This is a genomic window from Oryzifoliimicrobium ureilyticum (assembly GCF_037199735.1).
Lineage (GTDB): Bacteria > Pseudomonadota > Alphaproteobacteria > Rhizobiales > Rhizobiaceae > Rhizobium > Rhizobium ureilyticus.
Map to the genome: position 1 here is coordinate 81060 of NZ_JBBBVQ010000018.1, position 25772 is coordinate 106831.

Below are 25772 nucleotides of genomic sequence, written 5' to 3' on the forward strand. Positions count from 1 at the left end.
ATGAGATCTTCCAACCGCACCGTTCTCGTGACCGGTGCCAGCCGCGGCATCGGCGCTGCCATCGCGCTCGGACTTGCCCGCAGAGGTTATGACGTGGCGCTCAATGACATCGAGCGGCAGAAGGATGCACTTTCAGACGTTGCCGGCCAGATCGAGGCCATGGGCCGGCGCACCGTGATCGCGTTTGCCGATGTGAGCAGAAAAGGCGAAGTCGAGGCTATGGTGAAGACTGTGGCCGATTCATTCGGGCACATCGACGCTGTCGTCAACAACGCCGGCATTCTGATCGCCGGGGAAGTGGAAGGCCTCAGGGAAGAATATTGGGACAGCGTCATGGATGTGAACGCCAAGGGCACGTTCCTGGTTATACAGGCGCTTTTGCCGCTGATGAAGGCTCGCAAATATGGCCGTATCGTCAACATCGCCTCCATCGGCGGCAAGCACGGCGCGCCTTCTCAGGCACACTATTCGGCGTCAAAGGCCGCGGTCATGGGCTTCACCCGTGTTCTGGCCCAAGAAGTCGGTGTCGACGGCATTACCGCGAACTGCGTCTGTCCGGGGATCATCCTGACCGACATGGGACGCGTCAATCTTGACGATCCGGAGGTACGCAACAGCTGGCAGGAAAAGACCGCGATCCGCCGCATCGGCGATCCCGAGGATGTGGTGGGCACGGTCGCCTTCTTCGCTTCAGATGACGCGGGCTTTATTACTGGTCAAAGCCTTAATGTGGACGGCGGGATCGTGTTGAGCTAGGCAACGTTAGACCCGCTGGTACGTCATTCCAGCGGGTTTCGGATCCAAGTCTCATGAAGAGCTTTAAAAGCGGGCGTTTCCATTCTGGCCGGCTTATAAGAGTGCAGCGTGACGGGTTACAAGAAGTCAACGCCAGGATATCATCGCGACGGGATAAACTCCAGCGAATGCGCACAACGTCAATTCAGGACAACGGTCTCACAGCCACTTCCTTCGCAACATCCTTGTCGACCGGTGTATCGTATGTCATCAGCATGTAGCCAAGCACCGAATAGAAACCGACCGTGGCGATTAGGTCGAACACACCTTGCTGTCCGAGCAAGACAGAAATCCTCGTTTCCAGATCGGGCGGCAGGCGATGCAGATCGAATAGCGCATCGACGGCTTGGGTAATAAGGCCATCTTCACCCTCCGGTGTAGCGCGTATCGCAAGGATGCGCGCATCGGTCATTCCGAGTGCGCGGGCGCGACTGACATGGTGAGCCCATTCATAGGAGGAACCCATCCGGTGAGCGGCGCGCAGGATCACGACCTCAGAGCGGAGGGGCCCCAGGGCGCTATCCTTGACGATGTGTTGGCGCAATGGAGCCCAGGCTTTGAGGAGCGCCGGATGATGCGCCATGGTGCGGTAGACGTTCAGTGCGCCTGCGAAGCCTGGCAGCATGTCGGCGATTTCGTCCGGCCAGTTGTCGTCGGAGAGGGGCGGGCAGGGGGACGTCGTCATCACGAGCGCTCCGAAGTTTAGGCCGTTACGGCAGCGTTGACAGCGTCCGTCAGCCGGTCGACAATCATATCGATTTCGTCCGGGCGGATGATGTAGGGAGGGGCGAGCAGGATGTGGTCGCCGTGGCGGCCATCGATCGTGCCACCCATCGGATAGCACATCAGGCCTCTTCGCATGGCTTCCTTCTTGATTCGGGAATGGGTTTTAAGGGCGGGGTCAAAGGGCGTTTTGTTGTCCCTGTCCGCCACAATCTCGACGCCGCGAAACAGACCGCGACCGCGAATATCTCCGACATAAGGCGACTGCCCGAGACGGGCCTCAAGCCCCGCCTGAAGGCGCTCGCCCATTGCCAGGACATTATCCATCAGGCCGGGACGGGTCAGGATTTCAACCACCTTGTTAGCGGCGGCGGCCGCCATTGGGTGGCCGATATAGGTGTGACCATGCTGGAACAGCCCGGAACCATCAGCGAAAGCATTATAAATCCTGCTCGATAGCATCACTGCGCCGATCGGCTGGAAACCACCCCCCAGACCTTTAGCGATTGTGACGAGATCGGGCACGATGCCTTCCTGTTCCAGTGCGAATATCGTTCCTGTACGACCCATGCCGCACATCACTTCATCGAGGATCAGAAGCACGCCGTATTTATCGCAGACCTGCCTGATCTTCTTGAAGTAATCAGCGACCGGGCCTACTGCGCCTAGGGTAGCACCAACGACCGGTTCGGCAATGAAGGTCATGACCTGATCGGGCCCAAGCTCCAGGATCTTCGCTTCCAGCTCCGCTGCCAGACGGGTTGCGTAGGCTTCCGGCGTCTCTTCAGGCGACATATCACGGTATGCATAGCAGGGCGAGATATGATGCGTTTCCGGTAGGATGGGCTGGAATTGCGCGCGGCGCCATGCGTTGCCACCTGCCGCCAGCGCGCCGATCGTGTTGCCATGATAGCTCTGCCGGCGTGCGATAATATGGCGCCGCTGCGGCTGACCCATCTCCACAAAATATTGGCGGGCCATCTTGAGAGCAGCCTCTACGGCTTCCGAGCCACCCGAAACCAGATAAACGTAGTCGAGACCTTCCGGTGTCAGCGCCACAAGTTTCTCGGCAAGCTCTTCGGCCGCATCCGTGGTGAAGAAGGATGTGTGGGCATAGGAGATGCGGCCCATCTGTTCCCTCATAGCCTCCAGCACTTCAGGATGATTGTGTCCAAGGCAACTGACGGCGGCGCCGCCCGAACCGTCTAGATAACGCTGGCCTTCATTGTCAATAACGTAGACCCCCTCTCCAGCAACGGCGCGCGGCAGATCGGAGGCGATGGAACGGTGGAGTATTTTGGTCATAGAAGTGTCCTGGCTGCGCGCTCGGGTGTCGACGGGGAAGTGTTGTCACACGCCAGATTGCAGATCCGGAGAAAAAGTGCAACAATTGTTTTATTTTTTCATATACGAAACGATCGTATCTCCCATGGATGGCGCCTGCCGATCGACGCGATCACCCTGAAATATTGACTTTCGTGCTGACCTGGGGAACAGCATGGTTGAAACAGCGAGGTAGGGCATGAACCAAGTGTTGCAGAACGATCCTCTGCGTTCGCTTATCGTCGAACGCTTCGATGGCATGTCGCCGCAATTGCAACAGGCGGCTCGCCACATCATCGAACACCCACAGGAAGTGGCGCTGGTCTCCATGCGGGAACTTGCGCGGAGCGCCGGTGTGCAGCCCTCGACTATGACTAGGCTTGCGAAGTTCCTGGGTTTGTCCGGCTATGACGACATTCGCATGCATTATGCCGAGCTTATCCGTGGCGGCAGCGAGGGCTTTGCCGCTCGCGCCGCTTTGAAAGGAGGCCGTCGGAGGGGTGAAGCGAAAGAAGGCTTGGCGGAACGGATGCTAAGCGGGCTTTCGGCACAGATTGCCAGCCTCTGCGAACCCCATGCGTTGGCACGGCTCGGTTCGGCCGCAACTCGCCTTTACGACGCGCGCCGAATCTATGTTCTCGGGCTCCGCTCTTGCCACTCCGTGGTATGGCATTTCCACTACGTCATGAACTTGCTCGGCCAGAAATCGGTGCATCTTGACGGTCAGGCTGGAACGGGCGGCGACGGGCTCATTCGAGCCGGCGCGCAGGATGTTCTCCTGGTGATCTCGATCAACCCCTATGCCCGTGAGACGCTTGAACTGGCGGAGGTCGCCCGCGGCAAGGGAATGGGGGTCGTTGCCATCACTGATAGTGAGGTTTCTCCGCTGGTGTCCCTCGCTGATGAGGTGATCCTGTGTCCGACTGAAAGCCTGACCTTCTTTCACACGTTGACGCCAGCGCTCGCTATCTCGGAAGTCCTGTGTGGGCTGCTGGCAGCGAGGGACGAGTCTGCGAGCCTTGAGGAGTTAAAGCGCGTAGATCAGCATCTTAAAGCCCTGAACACCTATGCGACATCTATTCCGCATCGAAAGATATAAGCCGGATCGCGGTCATGGGCTATCCGCTTCGATCCGCAGGTCCTTGATCAGCGCTTCACGCCGTGCAAGGGCGTTGACGGCGGTTTCTCCCAGACTGCCCGCAACCAGGTTGAGTAAGCCCTCGCAGAAAACGACGTAAGCGCCCATGCTGTTGCTGAAGAAGCTGCTGGCGTGCGGAACAAAGAATGCATGTTCGGAAGGCGCGACGAGCGGTGATGACCGGGTGTCGGTGACGGCGATTACGCGAATACCGTAGCGCGCAGCAATGGTCGCGACATCTGCTACATTCCGCGTATAGGGCGCGCAGCTGGCGACAACAAGCACGTCGCCCGCCGAAAGCTGGGCCAGCCCCTCCGCTTCACCAAGGCGCGGTGAGTCAAGAAGGCCGACATCGTCGCGCAGCATCGAAAGCCCGTAGGTCAGGAAGCTAGCGAAGGCATGGAACTGCCTTACACCATATACCCGAATACGGGGCGCGTGGGCCAGCAGCGCTGCTGCGTGCCGCAGGTGCCCGTCGTCGAGTTGGGCGAGGAAGCCGTCGATATTGGCTTTCGATTCTATCGCCAGCCGTACGAGGACTGCGTGTTCTTCGCCGTCGCCCTTTCGCGCGGAAATTAGCCGGCCCGCCTGTCGGCTGTAGAAGTAGCGCTCGTCGTCGGTGATTGCCTCGCGGAAAATGCCCTGGAAATCGTTGAAGCCACCATAGCCCAGACGCTGGGCGAGCCGCGTGAGCGTCGATGGGTTGACGCCAAGTGCCGCCGACAGCTCCGATATGCTTCGAACCGCAGCCTGTTCCGGTATATCGACCAGTCGCGATAAGACGTCGAGCGCTTTGCTGCCCAACGACAAACCCGTCTCGCCACGCCTTATGTCGACGGTCAGCGCCCGCAATTCTTCCAGCGTCCGTGGACGCTCGAAAGTGGTTGGCAGGTCATTGCCCGTCATTCAACATCCTCATGCGAGACAAAGCGCATCGTTCGAAAAACGAAAGCGCGGAACCGATTCTGCATTATCATAGACGGTGCATTCAACCTTGTCCGCCCTGATGGCAAAATGCGCGGTCGACAGCGTATTCTCGTTATCGGGATCGTCGGGTTGTGTTCGATAGATTGGTAGTGCCTCCTCCTTCGTGTCGCGCAAAATGGCAAGAGGCTCGACGCCAGCTTCGCCGGCGAATGCGATCATCTCATCCCCGCGCCGTTGTCGCGACCGGGAGGAAGCCGTCACCACCTGTTCCTCCTTTGCCATTTGGTCGTGGATGAGGTGGTTGGCATGGCTTGAAGGCATGATCACCGGCACCACCGATGCATCCGCGTGGGTAAATTCGACGCTAAGGATGTTCTTTCCGCCAGGGGAGGCAAGAGTGAGGTGGAAGGCGCCTGATCTCGGCATGGACCGCAGCAAATCTATGGCCTCTCCCGGAGAGGCGCAGTCAAGCAGCGCCCGTGTCAAGACCATGCGGGGCAGCCCGTTGCCACTCCGTCGCGAGCGGATGTTGTTGACGGTCACGACGAGGCCAGCATCGTTGACCGCAAATGTGTGCCCAGGAATGGAGGCGGGATAGACAAAAGCCGAGAAGGCGCGGCCATCAGTCGGCCGCACCGTGGCGATCGCACATCCGGCGCGCAAACCTGGATCGCCGTCCTCGTTATGGGCAACCACCGGATTAGCGCCCGGCAGCTGCACCGTTGTGCAGCCGTCAGGGCTCATCGCCCAGATGTCACCGCGGCAATTCCAGGCAAAGACTTTCTCGAACGGCAGATCAAGGCCTTCGGCGAGACCGTGCAGCTCTTGCAGGTATTGCGGGTAATGCTTCTCCGTCAACGACAGTGCTGTCGCCACGCGCTCGCTATCGCAAAAGGAGGTAACCACCGCCCAGGCGTGCGTGCGAACGAGATGATGATGTGCAGCTGCGGCGCCCTGACGACCAAGCGCCTTGCCGATCTCATGGCCGTCACCTTCGATGGTAAGGGCCGTGAGCCGATTGGAAATATTAATGGACATGCTGGAGGAACTCTCGAAGACGAGGATTTTCAGGATTGTCGAGAAGGGTTGCCGGGTGGCCGTCAACCGTGATCTTGCCGCCCTCCATGAAGATCAGCCGCGTGCCCACCTGCCGGGCAAAAGCGATTTCATGGGTTACGACGATCATGGTCATGCCCTCTTCGGCAAGTGACTGCATGACTTTCAGCACTTCCTGCCGCAATTCGGGGTCAAGGGCCGAGGTCGGCTCATCGAACAGCATGAGTTTCGGTTTGACGGCAAGTGCACGGGCAATGGCGACACGCTGTTGCTGTCCACCGGACAGTTCTGACGGGTAGTGGTCGCCGCGCTCGGCGAGCCCGACCTTGGCTAGCAGGGCCTTTGCCTGTTGCTGCGCCTTCTCCTTGCTAATGCCACGCACCCGGCGCGGACCGAAGGCGACATTTTCCAGTGCCGTCATCTGCGGGAAAAGGTTGAACTGCTGAAAGACCATGCCAGCTTCCTGGCGGATTAACCGGACGCGCGAGCGTCCTTCTTTGACGCTGATACCGTCCACGACAACGTCACCACTATCGATTTCCTCAAGCGCGTTGATGCAGCGCAGCAGCGTCGATTTGCCGGAGCCAGACGGGCCGATCAGCACGACGACCTCGCCTGCATTAATGCCAAGGTCCACATCCCTGAGGACCGTGATCGGGCCAAATGTCTTGGTTACATTCCTGAATTCGACGATGCTCATAGGATCCGCATCCTTTTTTCCGTATAGCGAAGAACCATGGTCAGGAGGCCGGTCATCAGGAGATAGAGGATCGCTACGGCGGTCCATATTTCCACGGCGCGAAAGTTTGAGGCCATGATTTCCTGCCCTTGTCGGGTAAGTTCGCCAACGCCAATGACGATGAACAGCGATGTGTCCTTCAGGCTGACGATGAACTGGTTGCCAAGTGGCGGGATCATTCGCCGAAAGGCGATAGGACCGATGACATAGGCGAGCACTTTCCACATCGGAAGACCGAGCGCCATTCCCGCCTCTTTCAGTCCTTTGTTGACCGATAGCAGGGTGCCGCGAACGATTTCAGCGATATAGGCGCCAGCGTTGAAGATGATCGACGCAATCGCCGCCGTCATCGGATTAACCCGCACATCCGCCAGCATCGGAAGCGCGAAATAGATGAACATCACCTGCACGACGATGGGGGTGCCACGGACGATTTCGACGTAAATGAACGCAACGGCGTTAAGCAGCCAATTGCCGTAGGTGCGCATGAAGCCGGCCAGCGTGCCGACGATGATGCCGCCGACAAGGCCCGCAAGCGCAATAAGAAGAGTCAGACGCGCACCGCCCAATAGGGCGGGCAGTGCGTCGATGACCACCGACCAGTCAAAATCCATCTTCTGTTTCCTTAAAGGCGCGCCGGCATTACCGGCGCGCGTGAGCCGAAGGATGGATCAGAGCTTCGGTTCTGTGCCGAACCACTTCTTGTAGATCGCCGTGTAGGTGCCGTCCTTTTTCAGCTTGGCGAGCGAAGCATTTACCTTGGTGACGAGATCGCTGCCCTTCGGAAAGGCGATGCCATATTGCTGCGCCATCATCTGCTCACCAACAGCCTTCACCTTTCCGCCGCCAGCCATCTTGATGTAATAGAGCACGTTCGGCGTATCGTGCATGGCGGCATCAACACGGCCCGTCTGCAGTTCCATGTAGGCATTGTCGACATTCGGGAACTGCCGCAGTTCCGTGTCTTTGAAATTGGCTTTGGCATAGTCGGCAGCCGACGTGCCGGTCTTGATCGCCAGCGTCTTGCCTTTTAGATCCGAGGGACCAGTGATCTTGCTGTCTGTCGGGACCATCAGCAGGAAGCCGCTGTCGTAATAGCCGTCGGAGAAATCGATGACCTTCTTGCGCTCGTCCTTGATGGTGATGCCGGCAAGCCCGACATCGACCTGTTTGGTCTGGAGCGCAGGAATGATGCCGTTGAAGTCCATCGGCTGAAGCGTATAGCTCACGCCGATATCCTTGGCGACGGCGTCCCACAGGTCAATATCGAAGCCGACATATTTGTCGCCTTGCTTAAATTCAAACGGGACGAAAGCGGTATCGGTGGCGACGACGAGGTCTTTCGCCTGAGCGGCGCCGAAGGATATGGCGGCTGCAACCGCACCGATCAGCAGATGACGAATGCGCATTTTCATGGAGACGTTCCCCTTTGTTGATGCGTCCGAAGTTTGCTCTTCGACGCTGAATGCAAATATAAAATGCTTTTCTGGTCTTGTCGCGTTGAAAATTTGCGAGGCGAGCAAGGCAGGAGGTCGGCAAATGCATGAGTTTTGTGCTTTTGTCGCGTAGCTTACGTATGGAGCCAGAGCGGGTGTTCTTGAAGAAAAAACAGTTACAGCAATGTCCTAGGATGCCAGCAGATACTTTCGGGCGACGGCATGCGTCATCCGGTTGCTCACAGATGAAGCGGTTTGCTTAATTATGATACAAATGAATCTATTGATGCACTGTTGCAACAGTTGTCTCAAAAGAAACGGAAAACGAACTTCCGTAATCTTACAGGAAGGGTCTTGTTAAATTTTAGCCTCCCTTATACGAGCGGCGAACAAGCTTATCGTGGCTGGCTTCGTTCTCCTCCGCCAAACCGAGGGTGCCAGACAATACCATGATCGAAACCCATCAAGGATCCAGTCGATAGCCACTCGACAGGAGCGACGGTTGCTGAACCTCGTCATTTGAGCGTAGGCAGTTTCGCCTTGCTGATAGCCTTTGTCTTCCATTGAGAATGGCGCCGAGATTGCAAGGTCGAACAATTAAGCGTGGGGCGACATCGTGATTAATTTCGACTATAGGCATGGGCTACCCAGCTTGAAACTGGCAGTCGCGGGTTCATGTCTTATCAAGAGCAGCGGTAACGGATGCTGTCCCAGTGAAGCATGCTCCATACGTGAGTCGCTAGGTTCCAGCCTGCTTGGAAATCGTGAAGCAGCAGGCGTCGCATTGCTAGTTGGCTCAGTTCTGTCCCGTCGTGAGCTTTAAGCCGATGTCTGAAGACGTTGACCTTTTCGCCATCTGGAATTCGGAGCGGAGAAATGCGGCCAACTGGCGGACTGGCAGCCGCGGATGCTGCGGCATGATCATAGCGAGACGCAGCAATGGCAAGTTCGGAAGACCGTCCCCGGGCTCAAGGCGGCGCCAGTCTCGGGGCACGGCGCTTTCTGGCAGGACGGTCAGCACGTCGCCGGAGGCCACAGCCAGAGTGATGCCGGCAAGATCTGAGGATGAATAAACGACCCGCCAGTTTCGTTGTTGCTTGTCGAGGGCCGCGAGAATTTGTGGCCTCGCGCGGCAGCCATCCGGGAAAAGTGCAAGTTGCAAGTTTGTCTTGGCCTCAGGTGAGCGGTTCGGCGCACAGCACCATACTTGACGCTCTTCGCGAATGAGCTCTCCCTTGGGCTCCAGCGGATTCTGCGTGATAATAGCGATGTCGAGATCCCGCGTATGGACCATCTGCTCCAGGCGGTGCGAGAAGTCATACTGCAGGTCGAGGCTAACGTTTGGGTATTGTGGGACGAAGCGCTCCATTAGCGCTGTACCGAACAACGTCAAGTAGTCGTCAGGCATTCCGAGCCGCACGCGGCTCTCATTTCGGTCTTCAAGCAGCATTGACAAGGCTTCATCTTCGATAGCACGGATGTGCTGGGCGTAAGCAAGAAGCCGGGATCCAATCGGCGTAAGCGACACGCGCCGGTGAGACCTTTCGAACAGCCGTAGTTCAAGCCGATCCTCCCACTTCCCAATCGTCATGCTGATCGCTGCCTGGCTACGCCCGAGGCGTTCTGCCGCAGCCGTGAAACTGCCTGTTTCGGCGACCGCAACAAATGCGGCCAGGGCATCGCTGTCGAGATTGCGCATGTCGTCGAAAACCTGTCTCAATCTATGCAGATGGAAACCGAGTAAGGATCAATGCTCCTTATACAGCAATAAGAAAATAGGTGATGCCCCTGATGGGAGCCTAATTTATGCTCACTGATGCATAAATAGCCTAATAGGGGAACAAAAGTGACACGAAGCCATCATAACCCTCTCGTAATCGCCCTTATATCCTGGGCCGCCGCCATCTTTGGGCTTGCCGGGCCGGCCGCTGCGGGGACAACCCTTCGCCTGGCGCATGCATCGTCGCCAGACAGCCTGATCAACCAGGCTGCAACCAAGTTCGCTGCGGAAGTTAAGGACAAGACCAAGGGGTCGGTCGATGTCCAAATCTTCCCCAATGGCCAGCTAGGTGACGAAGGCCCTATCGCCGACGGAGTCGGTGCCGGTTCCATTGATATTGGTCTAGGCGGCGCAGTTGATGCGATCGACCCGCGACTCAATGTTCTATCGCTGCCTTTCTTGTTCAAGGACAGTGGCAACGTTCACAAATTCCTCGACAGTGAAGAAGGCAAGAAGGTCCAGGGCTTCGGAGAAGACCGCGGATACCTTATGCTCGGTGTCCTGGACTCCGGGTTCCGCCAGTTTGCGACGAGCAAGGCGATTGAGAAGCCGGCAGATCTATCGGGCCTCAAGATCCGCACACCCCCCAATCCGGTTATCCTGGCGACGATGAAGCAGCTTGGTGCTCTGGCCGAATCCATTCCCTTTGGTCAGGTCTACACCGCTCTGCAGTCGCATACGGTTGCAGCGGTAGAGCCTGAAATGCGCGATTATTACGATTCCAAGTGGTACGAAGTCGCCAAGAACCTCTCCATCTCGAATTACATCTGGACTGCCAACTGGTGGTTTATGAACAAGGACAGCTTCTCTGCGCTCACTGTCGACGAGCAGTCCGCTGTGAAGGTTGCAGCAGCCGATACCGTAAACTGGTATCGCGGCGAGCTCGACCAGGTCTATGCCGAAACTCAGAAGTCGCTGGAAGCGAAGGGTGTAACGGTTACCAAGGTCGATACCGCCCCATTCGCCGCCATGGTTCAGCCTGTTTATACACAGTTCTCCAAGGAATGGGGTGCCGACCTCGTGTCGGCTGTGCAGAAGCAGGCAGCTGTGAACTGAGGTCACCATGGAACCGTCAAGCATTTTTCCCCCGCCGGCGAGGCAGGGGATGATCATCCGTATCATTGAGGCGGTCGGTGTTCTCGCGTTCGTCGTGATGCTCTTTTCGACCTTGCTCGGCGTTATCGCTCGTTATTTCGAGTTTGGCGGCGTCGAGTGGTCGTTCGAAGTCGCCGGCATCGCCTTCATCTGGATCACCTTTATAGGGCTTGTGAACGCGGAGCTGCGTCGCGAGAACGTGGCGTTCGAGGCGCTAAACCAGGCGGCTCCGCCGGCGCTTAAGCGAATTTTTGATGCGATCGCCGTGCTGGCGCTGATCATTATGGGCGTTGCGTTCCTGGTCAGTGGCTGGGCTGTTTGGCAGCGTGGCTGGATGGTGCCGACTTCGGTTCTGCGGCTGCCGAACGGCGTGGTAATTGCCACCGTCCTTATCCTTGGAGCCTTCTCTGTTTTGATCGGCGCCGCGCGCATGCTGCGGATGGTGCGTCCCCTGCAGGATAAAGGAGACCACGCATGACCGTTACCGTCCTCATTCTCAGCTTTTCCTTCATGCTGCTGATCGGCGTGCCGATCGCATGGTGCATGGGTGTCGCCAGCCTGCTGACAATCTATGTCGGCAATCTTCATCTCCCGCTTGCCTGGTTTGCACAGCAGACGCTGCGTGGTTCAGACGCAATCACGCTCGCCGCCATTCCGCTCTTCCTGTTTGCCGGCGAATTGATGAACCGAGGCGGCTTGACGGCACGGATCATGCGTGTCGCCGAACATATCTTTGGCCGCGTGACCGGCGGGCTTGGCCTCGTCAACGTTGCGACGGCGCTCGTCTATGGCGGCATAAGCGGCTCGGCAACTGCCGATACCGGTGCCGTCGGCTCTATTATGATCCCAGCCATGGCTCAGCGCGGTTATCCGAAGGCCTTTGCCGCGGCGGTGACGGCGGCTTCCGGAACGCTCGGGATTATCGGCCCGCAGAGCGTCATCCTGATCCTCTATGGCGTATTGACCAATACCTCGATTGGCGGCCTCCTAGTGGCGGCGCTCATTCCCGGCGCCTTCATCGCGGCGGTCTTCATGATCACGTCCTATATCGTCGCCCGCCGGCACAATTTTCCGCGCAACGAAACGCCTGCGCCCTGGCGAGAGATTGGTCGTGACTTGGTCGGGGCTCTGCCCGCCTTGCTGATGCCGGTTCTGGTACTTGGCTCGATCATTGGTGGCATCGCGACCGCTACCGAGGCTTCGGCACTCGCCGTGGTGTACGCCTTCCTCGTCGGTATTTTTGTCTATCGCGAATTGCCGCTCAAGTCACTTTATGCCGCAGCATCCGCGGCTGTCGCGACCACCGGCGTCATCATGATGATCATGGCGCTTGCCACGCCTTTCGGCTGGATCCTCACCGTCGAGCAGGTGCCGGCAAGTGCGGCCTCCTGGATCACCGGCCTCCACACAACGCCGATCGTCACGATCATCTTGGTGCTCGTCCTATTGAAGGTCGTCGGCTTCTGGCTTGATCTCGGGCCGGCGCTGATCATTCTGGCGCCCATTCTCGTGCCGATCGCGCTCGGTGCGGGCATGACGCCTTACCAGACCGGTATCGTCTTCACCATGACCCTCGGCATCGGCCTCTTCACGCCGCCAATCGGCACGAACATATTTGTCGTTTGCAACGTTGCCAAGCTCGACATGTGGTCCGTGTCCAAGTGGCTCGTACCTTACTGGATCGCCAGCGTGATCTGTGTCGGGGGGCTGGTCGCCTTCCCATCACTGACCAGCTGGCTGCCGCAGTTATTCGGAGTTTGATAATGCAACATCTCATCGGTGGCATCTCCAGCGGCGGCCGTGTCGTGCCGGATGTTGACGGGGAGCCATTCCTCGTCGAGCGCGCCAACGGTCCCTATGTCTGGGACAACAAGGGCCGCCGTTACATCGATACAGCGCTCGGCTTCGGTTCCACATTCCTCGGCCACACCGATCCTGCCGTAACCGACGCGGTTCGCACGGCGATCGAGCGCGGCTCCATGCCAGCCTATGCCCATGCGCTGGAAGAAGAGGCAGCCGCAAGGTTGGCCGCTCATACCGGTGACCTAACCAAGGTCGTGTTCCTCAATTCGGGCAGCGAAGCGGTGCATCTTGCCTGTAGGACTGCGCGCGCGGCTACCGGTCGCAGTAAAATCGTCAAGATGGCCGCGGGCTATGATGGCTGGTTCGATGACGTTGCCTTTGGCAATGCCGGCTCAAGCGAGGCGCTGATGGCGACCAACGAGCGGCCATCGGCGAACGACACGTTTCTCCTGCGTTTCAACGACATGGCAGATGCGGAGTTGCTGTTTGCTGAGTGCAGCGACGTGGCGGCGATCATCCTCGAACCGATGATGGCCAATGCCGGATGCGTTCTGGCCAAGCCGGACTATCTGCGTCAGGTGGCAGAGCTGGCGCGGCGCAATGGCGCTCTAGTGATCATGGACGAGGTGCTGATGGGCTTCCGTCTGCATCCCGGCCTTGCCTGCCACTATTTCGGCGTCTCTCCAGACATCGCGACGGTCGGAAAGGCTATCGGCAATGGTTACGCAGTCGCAGCCCTCGTCGGTCGCCCGGATGTTATGGCCGTCATCGAAGACAGGAAGGTCGCGCGCGCGGGTACTTACAACGGCAATCCGGTAGCCTGCGCGGCGGTGAAGGCCGCAGCGGACGTGATCGATGGCGTTGATTATCGACGGCTGCGAGATGGAGGTGACCGGCTGCGCGACGACATCCGTACGGGCTTCGCCGATGCCGGCATCGAAGTTACGACTTCCGGCTACGGCACCGTGTTTACCGTCTGGCGCGGCAGTGAGGCACCGTCGGATTACGAGGATGCGACTCGCAAGGTCGATCCAGCCTTCACCGCTGCCTTGCATGTGGCGCTGCGCCGGGCAGGACTGGTCTCGATGTTCAACCCCTATGGCCGCCACTATATCTCGGCGCGCCATGACGAGGCTGTGCTCGGCGACTGTTCGGACGCCTTCCGTCAGGCCGCCGGAACGATCGCGGGAACGATTTGACCTTGCGAAGATCCGCTTCCGGAAGTTCATTCCGGTAGCCTTGCTAAACCGGGAGGAAGATATTCCGACATTTTTGTTCTGACCGGTCCCGATCTCAATCTGCGCGGCAAGCGCGAGCCGGACATCTACGGCAGCACGACCCCCGCCGACGTGGAGCGCGACGTGGCTGGGCTTGGGCGCGAGTTCGGTTACGACATCCGTTTTCACAGCCCTGGCGGACAGGATTGCGATCGGAATGGGGTCGGAAGGGTATCTGCCGCTTTGCGTGGCGCGGTCGCGCAGGCCGTCTCCTATGACGAGATGCTGACATAGCCGTTGTTTTATACTTCTATACTGGAGACGCAAGAGACGCCGATGGTCGATATCATCGATCCAAGCGGCGTCGTGCGTATCCAGGTTGTCGAGAATGCCTCCGGTTTTCTTCGGATCACCATGAACGGTGCGGAGAGCCATCGGACCCTGGCAGGGCATTTCATCGCCTAGAAATTCCGCTCGGGTATCCAGCATCTGGCCTTCACCATAGACGATATCTTTGCCACCGCGGCAGCGCTTCGGAAGAAGGGCTTCATGTCGCTCACAATCTCGCCGAATTATTATGGCGATGCCGAAGCGCGTTTCGGCCTCGATCCCGACTAGACGGAGCTGCTGAGGGCGGGCAATATTGTGTATAACTGTGACGAGCCGGGCGAATATTTCCAACTCTACAGCCGCACCTATGGCGAAGGCTTCTTCTTCGAAATCGTTGAGTGGCGTGGGTATCGCGGCTATGGCGCCCCGAACACCATTTTCCGCATCGCGGCGCTGAAGAAGCAGATGAGGCCAGAGGGCATACCGATTAGATAAAGGCAAATTCGCCGACTGAAGCAGGTAGACATGAGTGATGGCACCGATACTACTGGCCGTCAGATTCGAAACATGCTTCTGAGCCGCTGATCGTGGGTTCGAATCTGCTTAAGAGCGAAAAATTTTCGGATTTTCGCCGCTCGTGAAGGCAATTGCCTCGCGATTTCCGGTTAAACAAGCGCCATGGATTGTGGAAGCCAGCATGAGGTCATCCCGGTGCCCGCAGACGTCTCTCCACGATCCGAGCAAGTACGCTAGCGCCAACGGGTAGAATGCCGTCGTCCAGTATAAACCCCGGATTGTGAACCGGAATCTTGCAGGCATGACCTATGGTGCAATAAACGCCCGGCACGACGTGGAGCATATCGGCAAAGTCCTCGCTGCCCATAACGGGCTGCGTCTTTCGATAGACTTGGCGGTCTCCGACCACGTCGCGCGCAGCTTCCATGTAAGCATCAACGAGGCTTTCATTATTCATTAGCACGTCGAAGACATTTCGAATATCGACCTCGATTTCGACCTCGAACGATATAGACAGGCCTTCGGCGATCGATCGAATGCGGTTGCGGATAAGTTCGTTCACGGCTTTGTCCAGAAATCGTATGGTGCCCGATACAACTGCTTCCTCCGGCACCACATTGTAGGCGCTTCCCGAGTGGATCTGGGTGACCGATACAACAGCCTGCTTAAGCGGGCTGACATTGCGACTGACCACCGTCTGCAGTTCCTGGACCAGAGCCGTCGCAACGATGATCGGATCGCGGGAATGCTCTGGCATGGCGCCGTGGCTTCCGCGACCGCGGATGCGTAAATCGAAGAAGTCCGCACCTGCCATTGCTTCGCCTGGCTTGATGCCAACGCGATAGGGTTCTTCATTCGGGTCATTGTGCAGGCCGTAGAGTTCATCGCAGGGAAAACGTTCGAACAAGCCGTCCGCTAGCATGGCACGGGCGCCGCCGCACCCTTCCTCGCCTGGCTGAAAGATAAAGACTGTCGTTCCGGCAAAATTGCGGGTTTCTGCGAGATAACGCGCGGCACCGAGCAGCATTGTTGTGTGACCGTCATGACCACATCCGTGGAAACGGCCCGGATATCTCGACGCGTAAGCCAGGTTGGTGCGTTCCTCCATCGGCAGAGCGTCCATGTCGGCGCGCAGGCCGACGCTGCGGCCACTGCCAAGATCGCCCTTCAGGACGCCGACTACACCGGTCTTGCCGATGCCGCGATGCACTTCGATCCCCCATTCTTCAAGCAGTTTGGCGACGATCGCGGAAGTGCGCAGTTCTTCAAAGCCGATTTCAGGATGCTGGTGGAAATCATGGCGGAGGGCAGTCAATTCTTCGGCGTAGGCACCAATGCGTTCGATGACGGGCATGTTGAAAAGCCTCGGTAGGGGTATGTCCAATTCGCGCAGCCGGAGCCAGCCGGTGAGTAGCGCCAACGCGATCGAAAGGAGAGCGACGGATCTTCAGAGTGTTCTGCGGCTTGGTCTCGGCCGTGAGGAAAATCCGGCGTATGAGATCGCCAGACTTGCCGGATCAGGCGACCAATCGCTGCCGCCCAGGAGCAGGCGCTCTGGATTTCCGTTGACGTCAAAGCTGCGCCGGACGGGTTCGCCGTGGCTCCCGAAGCCATTCGCGAGGACGATCTTTCCTTCGCTGAGGGTCAATATGTCCAGTTCAGCTTCATCCGTGAATGGTTTTGTTCCTCCCGGATTGCTGACGAAAACCTTGTCACCCATCGGTACGAGATCGATTGCCGTCCATAGCGTCCACCAGCGACTGTCCCAGTCAGCGACCCTTTCGGTCGGAGCGCCATGGGTGTTAAAGCGGTCCATGATCGAGACGAGGCCTTCCAGCCAGGCATTGGCGGGTCCGTCGACTGAGTTCGTCACCACCGATAAGGTGACGCCCCACTCGGGTATCGTCGCCGTCCGACTGATGAAGCCGGGAAACGAGCCGGCGTGGCCGATGAGGGCATGACCGCCTGCGTCCATGAGCATCGTACCAAGGCCATAGTACCGCGGCTCGGCACTATGGGGCACCTGCCAATGGCGGCGCGCCATTTCGCGCCTGCTTGCCTTTGAAAGCAGGCTTGTCTCCGCCGCTGGATCAAGGCTCGAAAAGAAACGGGCAAGATCGGCAGCAGTGCTCACGAACCCGGTTGCAGCGGCGAGCGCAAAGGTCGGCTGATGCCCGTCGATCGCGCCGCGGCCAAACGGCAGGCGACCACTGTGGCCAAACGCAAGCGGTACGCCATCCGCCACGGGCATGTCGGGTGCTGTGTGCTTAAGGCCTGAAGCTATAACAACCTCGCGCATGATCCAATCGATGTAGGCTTCGCCGGTGATTGCCTCGATGAGAAACCCCAAAAGACCAAAGCCGAGATTGGAATATTTGAAGCGAGTGTTAGCGTCGATCGCCAGCGGAAGCGCCAGCTCCTCGCGCAGGGCTGCAGCGTCGAAAAACGGCGCGGTCACCTGCCAGTGCGACGACAGGCGCCCGTCGCGCATGATGCCGCCGGAATGGGACAGCAGCTGGCTGATCGTCGTGTCGGCAACCGTCGGATCGAGATCCTTGATGTAGAGGCCTATACGGTCATCCAGATGCAGCCGGCCGGCCTCGTGCAGAATCATGATCCCGACAGCGGTGAAAGTCTTGGAGTGGGAGGCGACGCGGAAACGGTGCTGAGTTCCAAGCGCTTCGCCAGTCCTAAGATCAGCGACGCCAAAAGTCTGGTCGAAGATGACTTTGCCGTGCTTTGCCACCGCAACGCCGCAGCCGGGCTGTTCCGTGAGCTGCATTTGAAAATCAATCCATTTGCCCACATAGGTGAGGGCGGCGTCGAGCCATTCTGTCATGAGGTCACTCCCTATCATTCTGCGCTTCGTTTAGTTCTTTGTTGTGGTGAAAATTGCTGGCGCGCCAGCCGGTGCCAGCTCTTCGACTGCCCAGCACGCGACGCCATGTCCGTCTTCTGCCACGGCGAGGGGCGGCTCGGCCTCGGCGCAGCGTGCGAAGGCCAGCGGACAGCGGGTGCGGAAACGGCAACCGGTGGGAAGACAGGCCGGATCCGGCGGGTCGGCAAGGCGTGGCACTGGATCGTGCCGCTGGCCGATATCCATTGATGGGACAGCCGCCAGAAGCGCGCGCGTATAGGGGTGACGAGGGTCGGCGAACAACTGGCGGGTGGCGGCAATCTCGACGATTCGACCGTAGTACATGACTGCGACACGGTCGGCGATATATTCGACAACCGCAAGATTATGCGACACGAACAAAAGCGCCAGTTGGAACTCGGTTTTCAGATCGCTGAGGAGATTGAGGATCTGCGCCTGTACCGAGACGTCGAGTGCGGAGACCGGCTCGTCACAGACAATCAGGCTAGGTTTAAGTACAAGGGCACGGGCGATACCGATGCGTTGCAACTGACCGCCCGAGAGCTCGTGCGGATAGCGAAATCGATGCTCAGGTCGAAGACCCACCTTACGAAAGATTTCCATCACCGCTTCGTCCCGATGCGCAGGGTTCAGTATCTCCTGGATGTCGAGTGCCAAGCGCACGGACGAGCCGACCGTGCGGCGAGGATCAAAACAGCTCCGCGGGTTCTGGAAGATGATTTGGGCAAAGCGCCGCCGCTGTTTCAATTCCTCAGGCCGAAGCGCGAAGAGATCCTGGTTGCGGAACAGCACTTGCCCTTCACTCGGCTTCTGAAGTGCGACGACGGTGCGACCAAGCGTACTCTTGCCGCAGCCGGATTCCCCGACCAAGCCCAGCGTTTCGCCACGGTCGAGCGTCAAACTGACGCCGTCGACCGCGCTGACATGGCCGACGACTCCGCCGAACAGACCCTTGCGCACGGGATAGCGGACATGGAGCCCGTCGACCCTTAGAAGCGGAGGAATACTCATGGGCGATCCTCCATCACGGTCGAAGTGGGAAGGACTTCATCTATCTGGGGCAGTGCCCAGCAACGGGCTGAATGGTTCTCGCCAATCGATACGAAAGGGGGCAGATCAGTCAGGCATGATGCAAGTTGCAGTTTTGCGCGTTGTTCGCAGCGTGGAGCGAAGGCACAACCTGGCGCGGTACGGCTCAAGTCAGGAATGCTGCCGGGAATGTCTTTGAGCCTCTGGCCAGCAAGCTGGCCGAGCCGCGGGGCAGCATCGAGAAGACCACGCGCATAGGGGTGCTCAGGCCTGGTCAGCATCACGGACACCGGACCTTCTTCTACGATCCGGCCGGCATACATCACGGCAACACGATCGGCGAGGCGAGCAACGACCCCCAGATCATGCGTGACGAGCAGCAACGACGTCCCGAAATCGCGGCAACTGTCACGCAGGAGTTCAAGAATCTGTGCTTGGATCGTCACGTCCAGCGCCGTGGTCGGCTCATCTGCTATCAGGAGTCTGGGCCTCAACGCCAGGGCGATAGCGATCATGACGCGTTGCGCCTGTCCGCCCGATAGTTGATGCGGATAGGCGAAGGCCTTTTCTTCGGGCGCCGGGATGCCGACGGACCGAAGCAGTGTCACGGCCCGGTTCCATGCGGCCTTGCGGCTCATGCGCTCCTGTTGGCGAAGCGGTTCCGCTACCTGCCAGCCAATGCGACGGACGGGGTTTAGGCTGCTCTGCGGCTGCTGGAAGATCATCCCGATATCGCGGCCTCGCCACGCTGAGAGCTCGCGTTTCGACATCGTCAGAACATCTCTGCCGGCGAAGCAGACTTGCCCCTGGGTTATCCGGCCCGGAGACTGGATGAGCCGGAGGATCGAAAGCGCAAGCACAGATTTCCCGGAACCCGACTCTCCGACCAGGCCGACGATCTCGCCCGCCGCGATCGTCAAGTCGACATTCTGAACGGCCTTGATCGCACTGCGGCCTGACGCGAACTGGGTTTGCAGACCCTGAATGGCGAGGAGGGGAGGCTGGGTTGTTTGCAATGGGTCGAGCGGCATGCGTTAATTCCTCGGGTCGAGCACGTCGCGTAGGCCGTTGCCCAAGATGTTCATCCCGAAGATGGAAACGAACAGAGCGAGACCGGGTGCTGCAACGGCCCACCAGGCGGAGAATAGATAGGTACGCGAATTGACGAGCATCGCTCCCCATTCCGGTGCGGGTGGCTGCGTGCCGAGCCCTGCGAAAGAGAGCGCCGATGCGATGAGGGCCGACAAAGGCGTTGCGAAAGCAAAATAAATGATCAGCGGTGACAACACGTTCGGCAGGACTGTGCCAAACAGGATCTCCGTCTCATTTGCGCCCAGCGCGCGGACGCTGGTCACATAGTCTTCACCCTTGACCGTCAACACCGTGCTGCGCACAAGGCGTGCATATCCTGGAATGCCGGCAATGCCGACGGCTACCATGCCGGTCCATAGGCTTGGGCCGAGGATTGCCACAACGACCAGGACCATGAGGATGTAAGGGAAGGCAAGCAGTATATCGATTGTCCGCATGATGATGCCATCCGTTAGCGGCGAGCCTGCTCCGGCGACGAGGCCGAGAATTGTGCCTGCCGTAGCGGAGATCGATGAGGTAATTGCGCAAATCAGCAGGAAATAGCGGGTTCCATAGATGATGCGGCTAAGCAGATCGCGCCCTACCTCGTCGGTGCCGATCCAGTGATCGAAACCCGGAGGCTTGAGGCGGTGGATTGGATCGATCTTGAACGGGTCATGGGGCGCGATCCATGGAGCGAAGATCGCAAGCAGCGCGACGATCAGCACGATCAAGCCGCCGACAACCGCCGCCCTGCTCTGGAGAAGACGATTTGCGATGACGCGCCAGCGTGGAATGACCACAACCGGGGGCTCTTCAACCATTAGCACTGTCATGACAAAAGCTCCACGCGCGGATCGAGCCAGGCATAGACAATGTCTGCCACAAGGTTGATGACGAGATAGGTCGCGGCGCTGATGAGGATGATCGCCTGGGTGAGTGCGAAATCCCGCCACTGGATGGCATTCACCGCCAATTCTCCAATGCCGTGCCAGGAGAAAATCGTTTCCACGATGAAGGCGCCGCCGAGAAGGTTGCCGATCTGCAAACCAACCACCGTCAAAACGACGATGAGCGCGTTCGGTAACGCATGACGGAAAATCAACGCCATCTCGCTTTGGCCGCGCGCCCGCGCCGCCTGAATATAATCGCGTCGTAAGACATCGATCATACTGCTGCGCGCCACCTGTGAAAGGGGGGCGGCCTCGATGGCGCCAAGCGCAAAGGCCGGAAGCAGGATGGCGATCGGCCCATGCGGAACGACGGGCAGGAGCCTTAACCAGACCGAAAATACCAGGATCAAAAGCAGGCCGAAGAAGAATGCCGGCATGGAAATGCCGAACAGGCCGATAGTCGTCGCCGTCACGTCCAGCCAAGTGTTGCGGCGGGCAGCCGCAAGAATACCGGTTGTGAGGCCGAAGATAAGCGCGATGGCCAGCGCAAGACCGGTGAGCAGGATCGTGTTGACGTACCGGTAGCCGATCTCGTCGATTACCGGCCGACGCAATCGGATCGACTCGCCGAAATTGCCATGCAGCAGATCACCCACGTAAAAGAAGAACTGCTGGTACCAGGGCAAGTCGAGGTGGTACTTTGCTCTGAGCGTAGCGATGGCCTGTGCGGCATCCTTTTCCGACAATTGGCCCCGATACATGGCGGTGACAGCGTCCGTCGGGATCAGGGCCTTCATCAGAAAGGTGATCAGCAAAATCGTGATGATCACCGGGATCAGCAGCAGCAGACGTCTAACAACGTACTGCATCATGGCTTTTTATCCTGCGATTTGGAGATCGGACGTATAGAGCCGTCCGAGAAAATCTAGGCGGTAACCCTGCAGCTCATTGCGCACGACCGTGATCGGCCAGTCCGTCAGCAGTGGGAGGATGAGCCGGTCCTCGAGAATGGCCTTTTGGGCATCGCTGACGAATTGCATGCGCTTGGCGGGGTCAAGCGCGGTGTCGGACGCATCCAGTGCACCGTCGATTGCGGCATTGGCCGGCAGCAACTGCCTATGCCCCGGAGAGCGGAACAGTTGGGACATAACGTTGGGATCCGGCCAGGTCCAGCGATTGAGGTCCATGTCCCAAGCAGGCGTGAGCAGTCCGGGATAGAACGTTCCCCAATCAGCGGTGCTAACGTCAACCTGAATGCCGATATCGGCCAGATTTGCCTGGATGACGGCTAGCGCCCGCTCGGTGGTGCTGTCGGCATAGCTTCGCACGGTGAACTTGGCGGCCATGTTTCCCTTTGCGCGGAGGCCACCATTTTCCTTCCAGCCGGCCGCATCGAGCAGTGCCTTGGCCTTTTCGGCATCGAATGGCGTCCCGTATTTCTGTGCGACGGAGTCGTCGTAACCGGGAATACCACGCGATAGAGGCCCCAGCGCAATCTTGCCGTTGCCACCGAACGCTGCTGCCAAAACCGCTTGGCGGTCGATCGCATAGCTGATGGCTTGTCGGAAGGCCTTGTCGTCAAACGGAGGCTTCTTATAATCGAACTCGATGAACATCAGATTCTTGGCATTCTGATCATTAATGATGTGATATTGAGAATCGCCTTGAAGGGGCTGTACGGCATCCGCCGTCAACTGAGCGGCCTGCAATTCGCCGGTCTGAAGTGCGGAGGCGACGACACCTTCCTCCGCCAGCACGGTCAATATGACACGGTCCAAATAGGCAGGCCCCTGGTTCTTCGCATCAGGCCTATATTGTTTAAAATCTGGGTACCGAACGAGTTCGATGCTGGTTCCTAGCACCCAATTGCTGAACATGAACGGTCCCGTGCCGACCGGATGACGTGCGTAGGCCGATCCCGCCGCCTTAACAGCAGTTGGCGAATTAAAGCCAAAGTAGGACAGGCCGAGCAAATTGAGGAAGGGCGCGAAAGGCTTTGAGAAAGAGAAGACGACCGTCATGTCATCGGGCGTCTCCACGTGTTCAAGCGCGCTGATCATCGCTTTCGATGGTGAAGCGCTGTTCGGATTAAGGACGGTGTCGAAGTGGAATTTGACCGCTGCAGCGTTGAAGGGCGTGCCGTCGTGAAAAGTTTTTCCGTTTTTTAGTTTAAAAGTGATGACCTTTCCATCCGCACTCGGTTCCCACGACTGCGCCAGCCATGGCTGGGCCTGCCCTTTCTCGTCAAGGTAAACGAGGGACTCAAGAAGGTAGTTTCCGAGAACATCGCTTACGACCAGCGAGATGCTCTGCACATTATAAAGGCCCTCCGGATCAATCGGCAGACGCAGGCGGGCTACTTTTTCATCCTGCGCGAACGAACGACCAGAACTAGTCAGAATAAGCCCAGCGAGCGCCGTGCCCGATGCAAGTGTGAATTGACGACGATTTAGCATGGAAGTTCCCTTCTTTATTGAGGGAATGCTTTTCCGCAATGCTCTTTGTCTGAAAAGAGCACCGCGCCCTCTAATCCGAATGATTACTCGGATTTATGTCCAGTGCAAGAGAATATTTTTGCAGTGCAAATTTCTTGCCAAAATGCCATTACAGCCGCTCACAAGAGTTCACAGCACGGAGAGACCGGCGTGGGGGAAAAGCGCAATCCCGTTCAAACGAGATCTAAGAAAATCAAGGCGATGATTATGGAGTCAGCGCACGAGGTAATGCGCGAGCGCGGCATTCGCGCGGTCACAACCAATGCGATCGCCGAACAAGCCGGTATCAAAGTCGGTTCGATCTACGACTACTTTCCAAACAAAGAGGCCATTATCGCCGAGATTTACGAGGCTAAATTGGCGGAGGTCAGAGATTTTCTGAAGGCAGGATCACAGAAGATCGTCACCGAAAATTGGCGTGTGCAGCTTGGCGTCTTGCTGCGCGACACGTGGACCTATCAGTTGTCAATCGGCCTGGACCGAACGATCGTTGATGCATCCTATTATTACGAAGACCTGCTGCGAATAGCCCGTGCGCATTCCCAGCTTTTTGCCACCAATTACGTTGAGCTCCTTCAGCGACTGGGTTCACCGTGGCCGGAGGACCAACTTTTCGATCTCGGCATAAGTGTATACACTCTGGTCAATGCCACATGGAGCTACTGGCGGCTTACCGAAACGCAGGATCAAATCGCAATTGAGCGGCAGGTTGCACTGACGATCACACTGATCGAACCAGCTCTCGCACGGAACAAGACTAGCGCTTAACGATCGGTGCGCGTGTCAATCTCATTCCTTTGAAATCATCGGGAAAACATATTTGAGGCTCTCCCACTCGGTTTCCCCGCAGAACTGACCTCGCTCAGTTCTGCGGGGAAACCGACAAGCGACATCGAAGTATCGCAAGAACCTCATGTCGCATGTCACGAGATGCGAGTATCAGTTGCTGGCCCCAAAACTCATATCTACCACTAGCGCTTAACTGCCGGGCTCGGGCCATCACGTCATTCAGACAGAAAATTCCCTGGCCCAATTGCATGGCTATCAACGCAGCAGTGAACGTCGGCAAAATATGCATACCAAAACAAGACCGAGCTAGCCGTAAAATCTAAACGGCGATGCCAAAATCGAGGGGATCGCCTCGCTCTTCTTCCAGTCCGCACATCTCCACGCGGTTGCGGCCTTTCGACTTTGCAAGGTATAGCGCGCTATCAGCAGATGCGATGATCGAGGTTGGCGTCAAAGTTGCATCGATCTTCCCGAAGGCAGCGCCAACACTAACGGTCACAAGCCTTCGACTATCGGAATCCCGCGGAATTTCGCCAGCTTCAACAACCGTGCGAATTTCCTGAGCAACTTGCGACGTCTCGCACGGACTGGTGTTCTCAAGCAATATGAGAAACTCTTCACCCCCGTAGCGATAGACCTCGCATTTGTTTGGTTGCACCCCGTTAGCGATTAAGCTCGCAACAACTTTGAGGCACCGATCACCCTCCTGATGCCCATTGGTATCGTTGAAAAGTTTGAAGTGGTCGATATCCACCAATATAACCCCGATTGTTGTCTCAACACCTGAGGCCGAGTTGTTCAAAATACGGTGCAGTGACAGGTCTAAAGCTCGCCTGTTTCCCAAACCCGTCATTGGTTCGCGAAGACTTTCTTTTTCAAGTTCAATGTTTTTCATAAATTCGCGTAGTCTCAAGAGGTAGCCCATTCGACGTCCGTGCTCAATGGTATAGGAAGCGATCAGCGAGAAGAACACAATGCCGATTACGAGAGCACTGAAACCTATGAAGCGGTCACGCGGTACACCTGGGAGCAAACTTAAACTCATTATGTAGATGATCTCAATGACGATGCATGTCGGAACCAGATAGCGGAAGCTTATCCGTTGCATCGTCGATCCGAACAGTACAACAAGAACGAGTGTCAGTTGCGCAATGTCTCGATCTAAAGAATTGCTCAAATCGACAACCGCGGCTATAGTTAAGGACAGGATTATCAACGAAAGACATTCGTACATTTCACGCATTGCCGATTTCGGATTCCGCCATAGAAGCCAATGAACCAACATTGCCAGCGGTGTCATGACACCGAAATGTAGAAACAAATCGAGAAAGAATACATCACGCAACATGCGGTAGTCGCTGTATAGAAAAGCGTGATATATTATCAGCCCTATGTAATTCAGGCGGACTGTGTGAACGCTTTGTTCAGGCGCTTCGTCTTGCCGGTATTTCTCCTCGAGGATGGGTGTGAATTTCAAAAGCCGTGAGAGAGAAAGAATTTCTTTCTCGATCAGGAAAATCGTCACTGCTGTATTTCGGCTTTCCATCTTGCTACTCTTAACAAAGGCTAATGAAGTAATGGCTGAAACACGTTAAAAATGGCAATGAGCTGAAAGTTCAATTTTACCGATGAGCACGATTAGCGGCCGATATTTTAGCACCGGTTGGCCTCTTCTCTTGAGAGAGAACAATCTACAGGCGAAGGCAGCAGTAGAATCTGCGGCATCCAAATGACGTCAT

Annotated in this window: 23 protein-coding genes and 2 pseudogenes; 9 read left to right on the forward strand and 16 right to left on the reverse strand. The window is 57.5% G+C overall.

Annotation, left to right across the window (positions count from 1 at the left end; genetic code table 11):
* A complete protein-coding gene (locus VQ830_RS21495; RefSeq protein WP_337270199.1) occupies positions 1–756 on the forward strand; it encodes an SDR family NAD(P)-dependent oxidoreductase in 756 nt (251 codons plus the stop codon).
* Between the two features lie 184 nt (positions 757–940).
* On the opposite strand, the gene VQ830_RS21500 is transcribed toward VQ830_RS21495, so the two are convergent.
* Entirely contained in the window at positions 941–1480 is a 540-nt protein-coding gene (locus tag VQ830_RS21500; protein ID WP_337270200.1) for a carboxymuconolactone decarboxylase family protein, read from the reverse strand.
* Positions 1481–1497: 17 nt separating this feature from the next.
* Positions 1498–2823, reverse strand: coding sequence for an aspartate aminotransferase family protein (locus VQ830_RS21505; RefSeq protein ID WP_337270201.1), 1326 nt, complete (start codon positions 2821–2823; stop codon positions 1498–1500).
* A gap of 217 nt (positions 2824–3040) precedes the next feature.
* Between VQ830_RS21505 and VQ830_RS21510 the strand changes: the two genes are divergently transcribed.
* Positions 3041–3940 (forward strand): MurR/RpiR family transcriptional regulator, encoded by a 900-nt coding sequence (locus VQ830_RS21510; RefSeq protein WP_337270202.1) that lies wholly within the window; start codon positions 3041–3043, stop codon positions 3938–3940.
* 12 nt (positions 3941–3952) lie between these two features.
* Here the strand turns inward: VQ830_RS21510 and VQ830_RS21515 are convergent, their stop codons facing one another.
* The 6 genes from VQ830_RS21515 to VQ830_RS21540 all read right to left on the reverse strand — a co-directional run bounded on the left by VQ830_RS21515 (position 3953) and on the right by VQ830_RS21540 (position 9836).
* Complete coding sequence (locus tag VQ830_RS21515; protein ID WP_337270203.1) at positions 3953–4885, reverse strand: MurR/RpiR family transcriptional regulator; 933 nt, start codon at positions 4883–4885, stop codon at positions 3953–3955.
* Positions 4886–4894: 9 nt separating this feature from the next.
* Positions 4895–5944, reverse strand: coding sequence for a C45 family autoproteolytic acyltransferase/hydrolase (locus VQ830_RS21520; RefSeq protein ID WP_337270204.1), 1050 nt, complete (start codon positions 5942–5944; stop codon positions 4895–4897).
* Complete coding sequence (gene glnQ / locus VQ830_RS21525) at positions 5934–6662, reverse strand: glutamine ABC transporter ATP-binding protein GlnQ (protein WP_337270205.1); 729 nt, start codon at positions 6660–6662, stop codon at positions 5934–5936. Before glnQ ends, VQ830_RS21520 begins: the two co-directional genes overlap by 11 nt.
* Complete coding sequence (gene glnP / locus VQ830_RS21530) at positions 6659–7315, reverse strand: glutamine ABC transporter permease GlnP (protein ID WP_337270206.1); 657 nt, start codon at positions 7313–7315, stop codon at positions 6659–6661. Before glnP ends, glnQ begins: the two co-directional genes overlap by 4 nt.
* 57 nt (positions 7316–7372) lie before the next feature.
* Positions 7373–8116, reverse strand: a complete 744-nt coding sequence (glnH, locus tag VQ830_RS21535) for a glutamine ABC transporter substrate-binding protein GlnH (protein ID WP_337270207.1) — start codon at positions 8114–8116, stop codon at positions 7373–7375.
* A gap of 817 nt (positions 8117–8933) precedes the next feature.
* On the reverse strand, positions 8934–9836 hold the full coding sequence (locus tag VQ830_RS21540) for a LysR family transcriptional regulator (RefSeq protein ID WP_337270208.1): 903 nt from the start codon (positions 9834–9836) through the stop codon (positions 8934–8936).
* A 177-nt stretch (positions 9837–10013) separates the two neighbouring features.
* On the opposite strand from VQ830_RS21540, the gene VQ830_RS21545 reads away from it, so the two are divergent.
* From VQ830_RS21545 to VQ830_RS21570, 6 genes and pseudogenes are all read left to right on the forward strand, one after another.
* A complete protein-coding gene (locus tag VQ830_RS21545; RefSeq protein WP_438618440.1) occupies positions 10014–10973 on the forward strand; it encodes a TRAP transporter substrate-binding protein in 960 nt (319 codons plus the stop codon).
* A gap of 49 nt (positions 10974–11022) precedes the next feature.
* Entirely contained in the window at positions 11023–11490 is a 468-nt protein-coding gene (locus VQ830_RS21550; RefSeq protein ID WP_337270209.1) for a TRAP transporter small permease, read from the forward strand.
* Entirely contained in the window at positions 11487–12773 is a 1287-nt protein-coding gene (locus VQ830_RS21555) for a TRAP transporter large permease (protein ID WP_337270210.1), read from the forward strand. Before VQ830_RS21550 ends, VQ830_RS21555 begins: the two co-directional genes overlap by 4 nt.
* A gap of 2 nt (positions 12774–12775) precedes the next feature.
* Positions 12776–14014, forward strand: a complete 1239-nt coding sequence (locus VQ830_RS21560; protein ID WP_337270211.1) for an aspartate aminotransferase family protein — start codon at positions 12776–12778, stop codon at positions 14012–14014.
* A 69-nt stretch (positions 14015–14083) separates the two neighbouring features.
* Positions 14084–14219, forward strand: a pseudogene (locus VQ830_RS21565) (type II 3-dehydroquinate dehydratase); the annotation flags it as partial.
* Positions 14220–14287: 68 nt separating this feature from the next.
* Positions 14288–14857 (forward strand): annotated as a pseudogene (locus VQ830_RS21570) (VOC family protein); the annotation flags it as partial.
* A gap of 208 nt (positions 14858–15065) precedes the next feature.
* On the opposite strand, the gene VQ830_RS21575 reads toward VQ830_RS21570, so the two are convergent.
* The 7 genes from VQ830_RS21575 to VQ830_RS21605 all read right to left on the reverse strand — a co-directional run bounded on the left by VQ830_RS21575 (position 15066) and on the right by VQ830_RS21605 (position 23205).
* A complete protein-coding gene (locus tag VQ830_RS21575) occupies positions 15066–16232 on the reverse strand; it encodes a M20 aminoacylase family protein (RefSeq protein ID WP_337270212.1) in 1167 nt (388 codons plus the stop codon).
* A 93-nt stretch (positions 16233–16325) separates the two neighbouring features.
* Complete coding sequence (locus VQ830_RS21580) at positions 16326–17717, reverse strand: serine hydrolase domain-containing protein (protein ID WP_337270213.1); 1392 nt, start codon at positions 17715–17717, stop codon at positions 16326–16328.
* Positions 17718–17747: 30 nt separating this feature from the next.
* Entirely contained in the window at positions 17748–18767 is a 1020-nt protein-coding gene (locus VQ830_RS21585) for an ABC transporter ATP-binding protein (RefSeq protein ID WP_337270214.1), read from the reverse strand.
* Positions 18764–19816: an ABC transporter ATP-binding protein gene (locus VQ830_RS21590; protein ID WP_337270215.1), complete on the reverse strand. Its 1053-nt coding sequence runs from the start codon at positions 19814–19816 to the stop codon at positions 18764–18766. Before VQ830_RS21590 ends, VQ830_RS21585 begins: the two co-directional genes overlap by 4 nt.
* A 3-nt stretch (positions 19817–19819) precedes the next feature.
* Positions 19820–20692 carry an ABC transporter permease gene (locus VQ830_RS21595; RefSeq protein ID WP_337270216.1) on the reverse strand — a complete coding sequence of 291 codons (873 nt, stop codon included), beginning with the start codon at positions 20690–20692 and terminating at the stop codon, positions 19820–19822.
* Positions 20689–21621: an ABC transporter permease gene (locus VQ830_RS21600; protein WP_337270217.1), complete on the reverse strand. Its 933-nt coding sequence runs from the start codon at positions 21619–21621 to the stop codon at positions 20689–20691. Before VQ830_RS21600 ends, VQ830_RS21595 begins: the two co-directional genes overlap by 4 nt.
* A gap of 6 nt (positions 21622–21627) precedes the next feature.
* Positions 21628–23205, reverse strand: coding sequence for an ABC transporter substrate-binding protein (locus VQ830_RS21605; protein WP_337270218.1), 1578 nt, complete (start codon positions 23203–23205; stop codon positions 21628–21630).
* A gap of 246 nt (positions 23206–23451) precedes the next feature.
* On the opposite strand from VQ830_RS21605, the gene VQ830_RS21610 reads away from it, so the two are divergent.
* Positions 23452–24012, forward strand: coding sequence for a TetR/AcrR family transcriptional regulator (locus tag VQ830_RS21610; RefSeq protein WP_337270219.1), 561 nt, complete (start codon positions 23452–23454; stop codon positions 24010–24012).
* Between the two features lie 340 nt (positions 24013–24352).
* Here the strand turns inward: VQ830_RS21610 and VQ830_RS21615 are convergent, their stop codons facing one another.
* Positions 24353–25579, reverse strand: a complete 1227-nt coding sequence (locus VQ830_RS21615) for a GGDEF domain-containing protein (RefSeq protein ID WP_337270220.1) — start codon at positions 25577–25579, stop codon at positions 24353–24355.
* Positions 25580–25772: the final 193 nt, after the last annotated feature.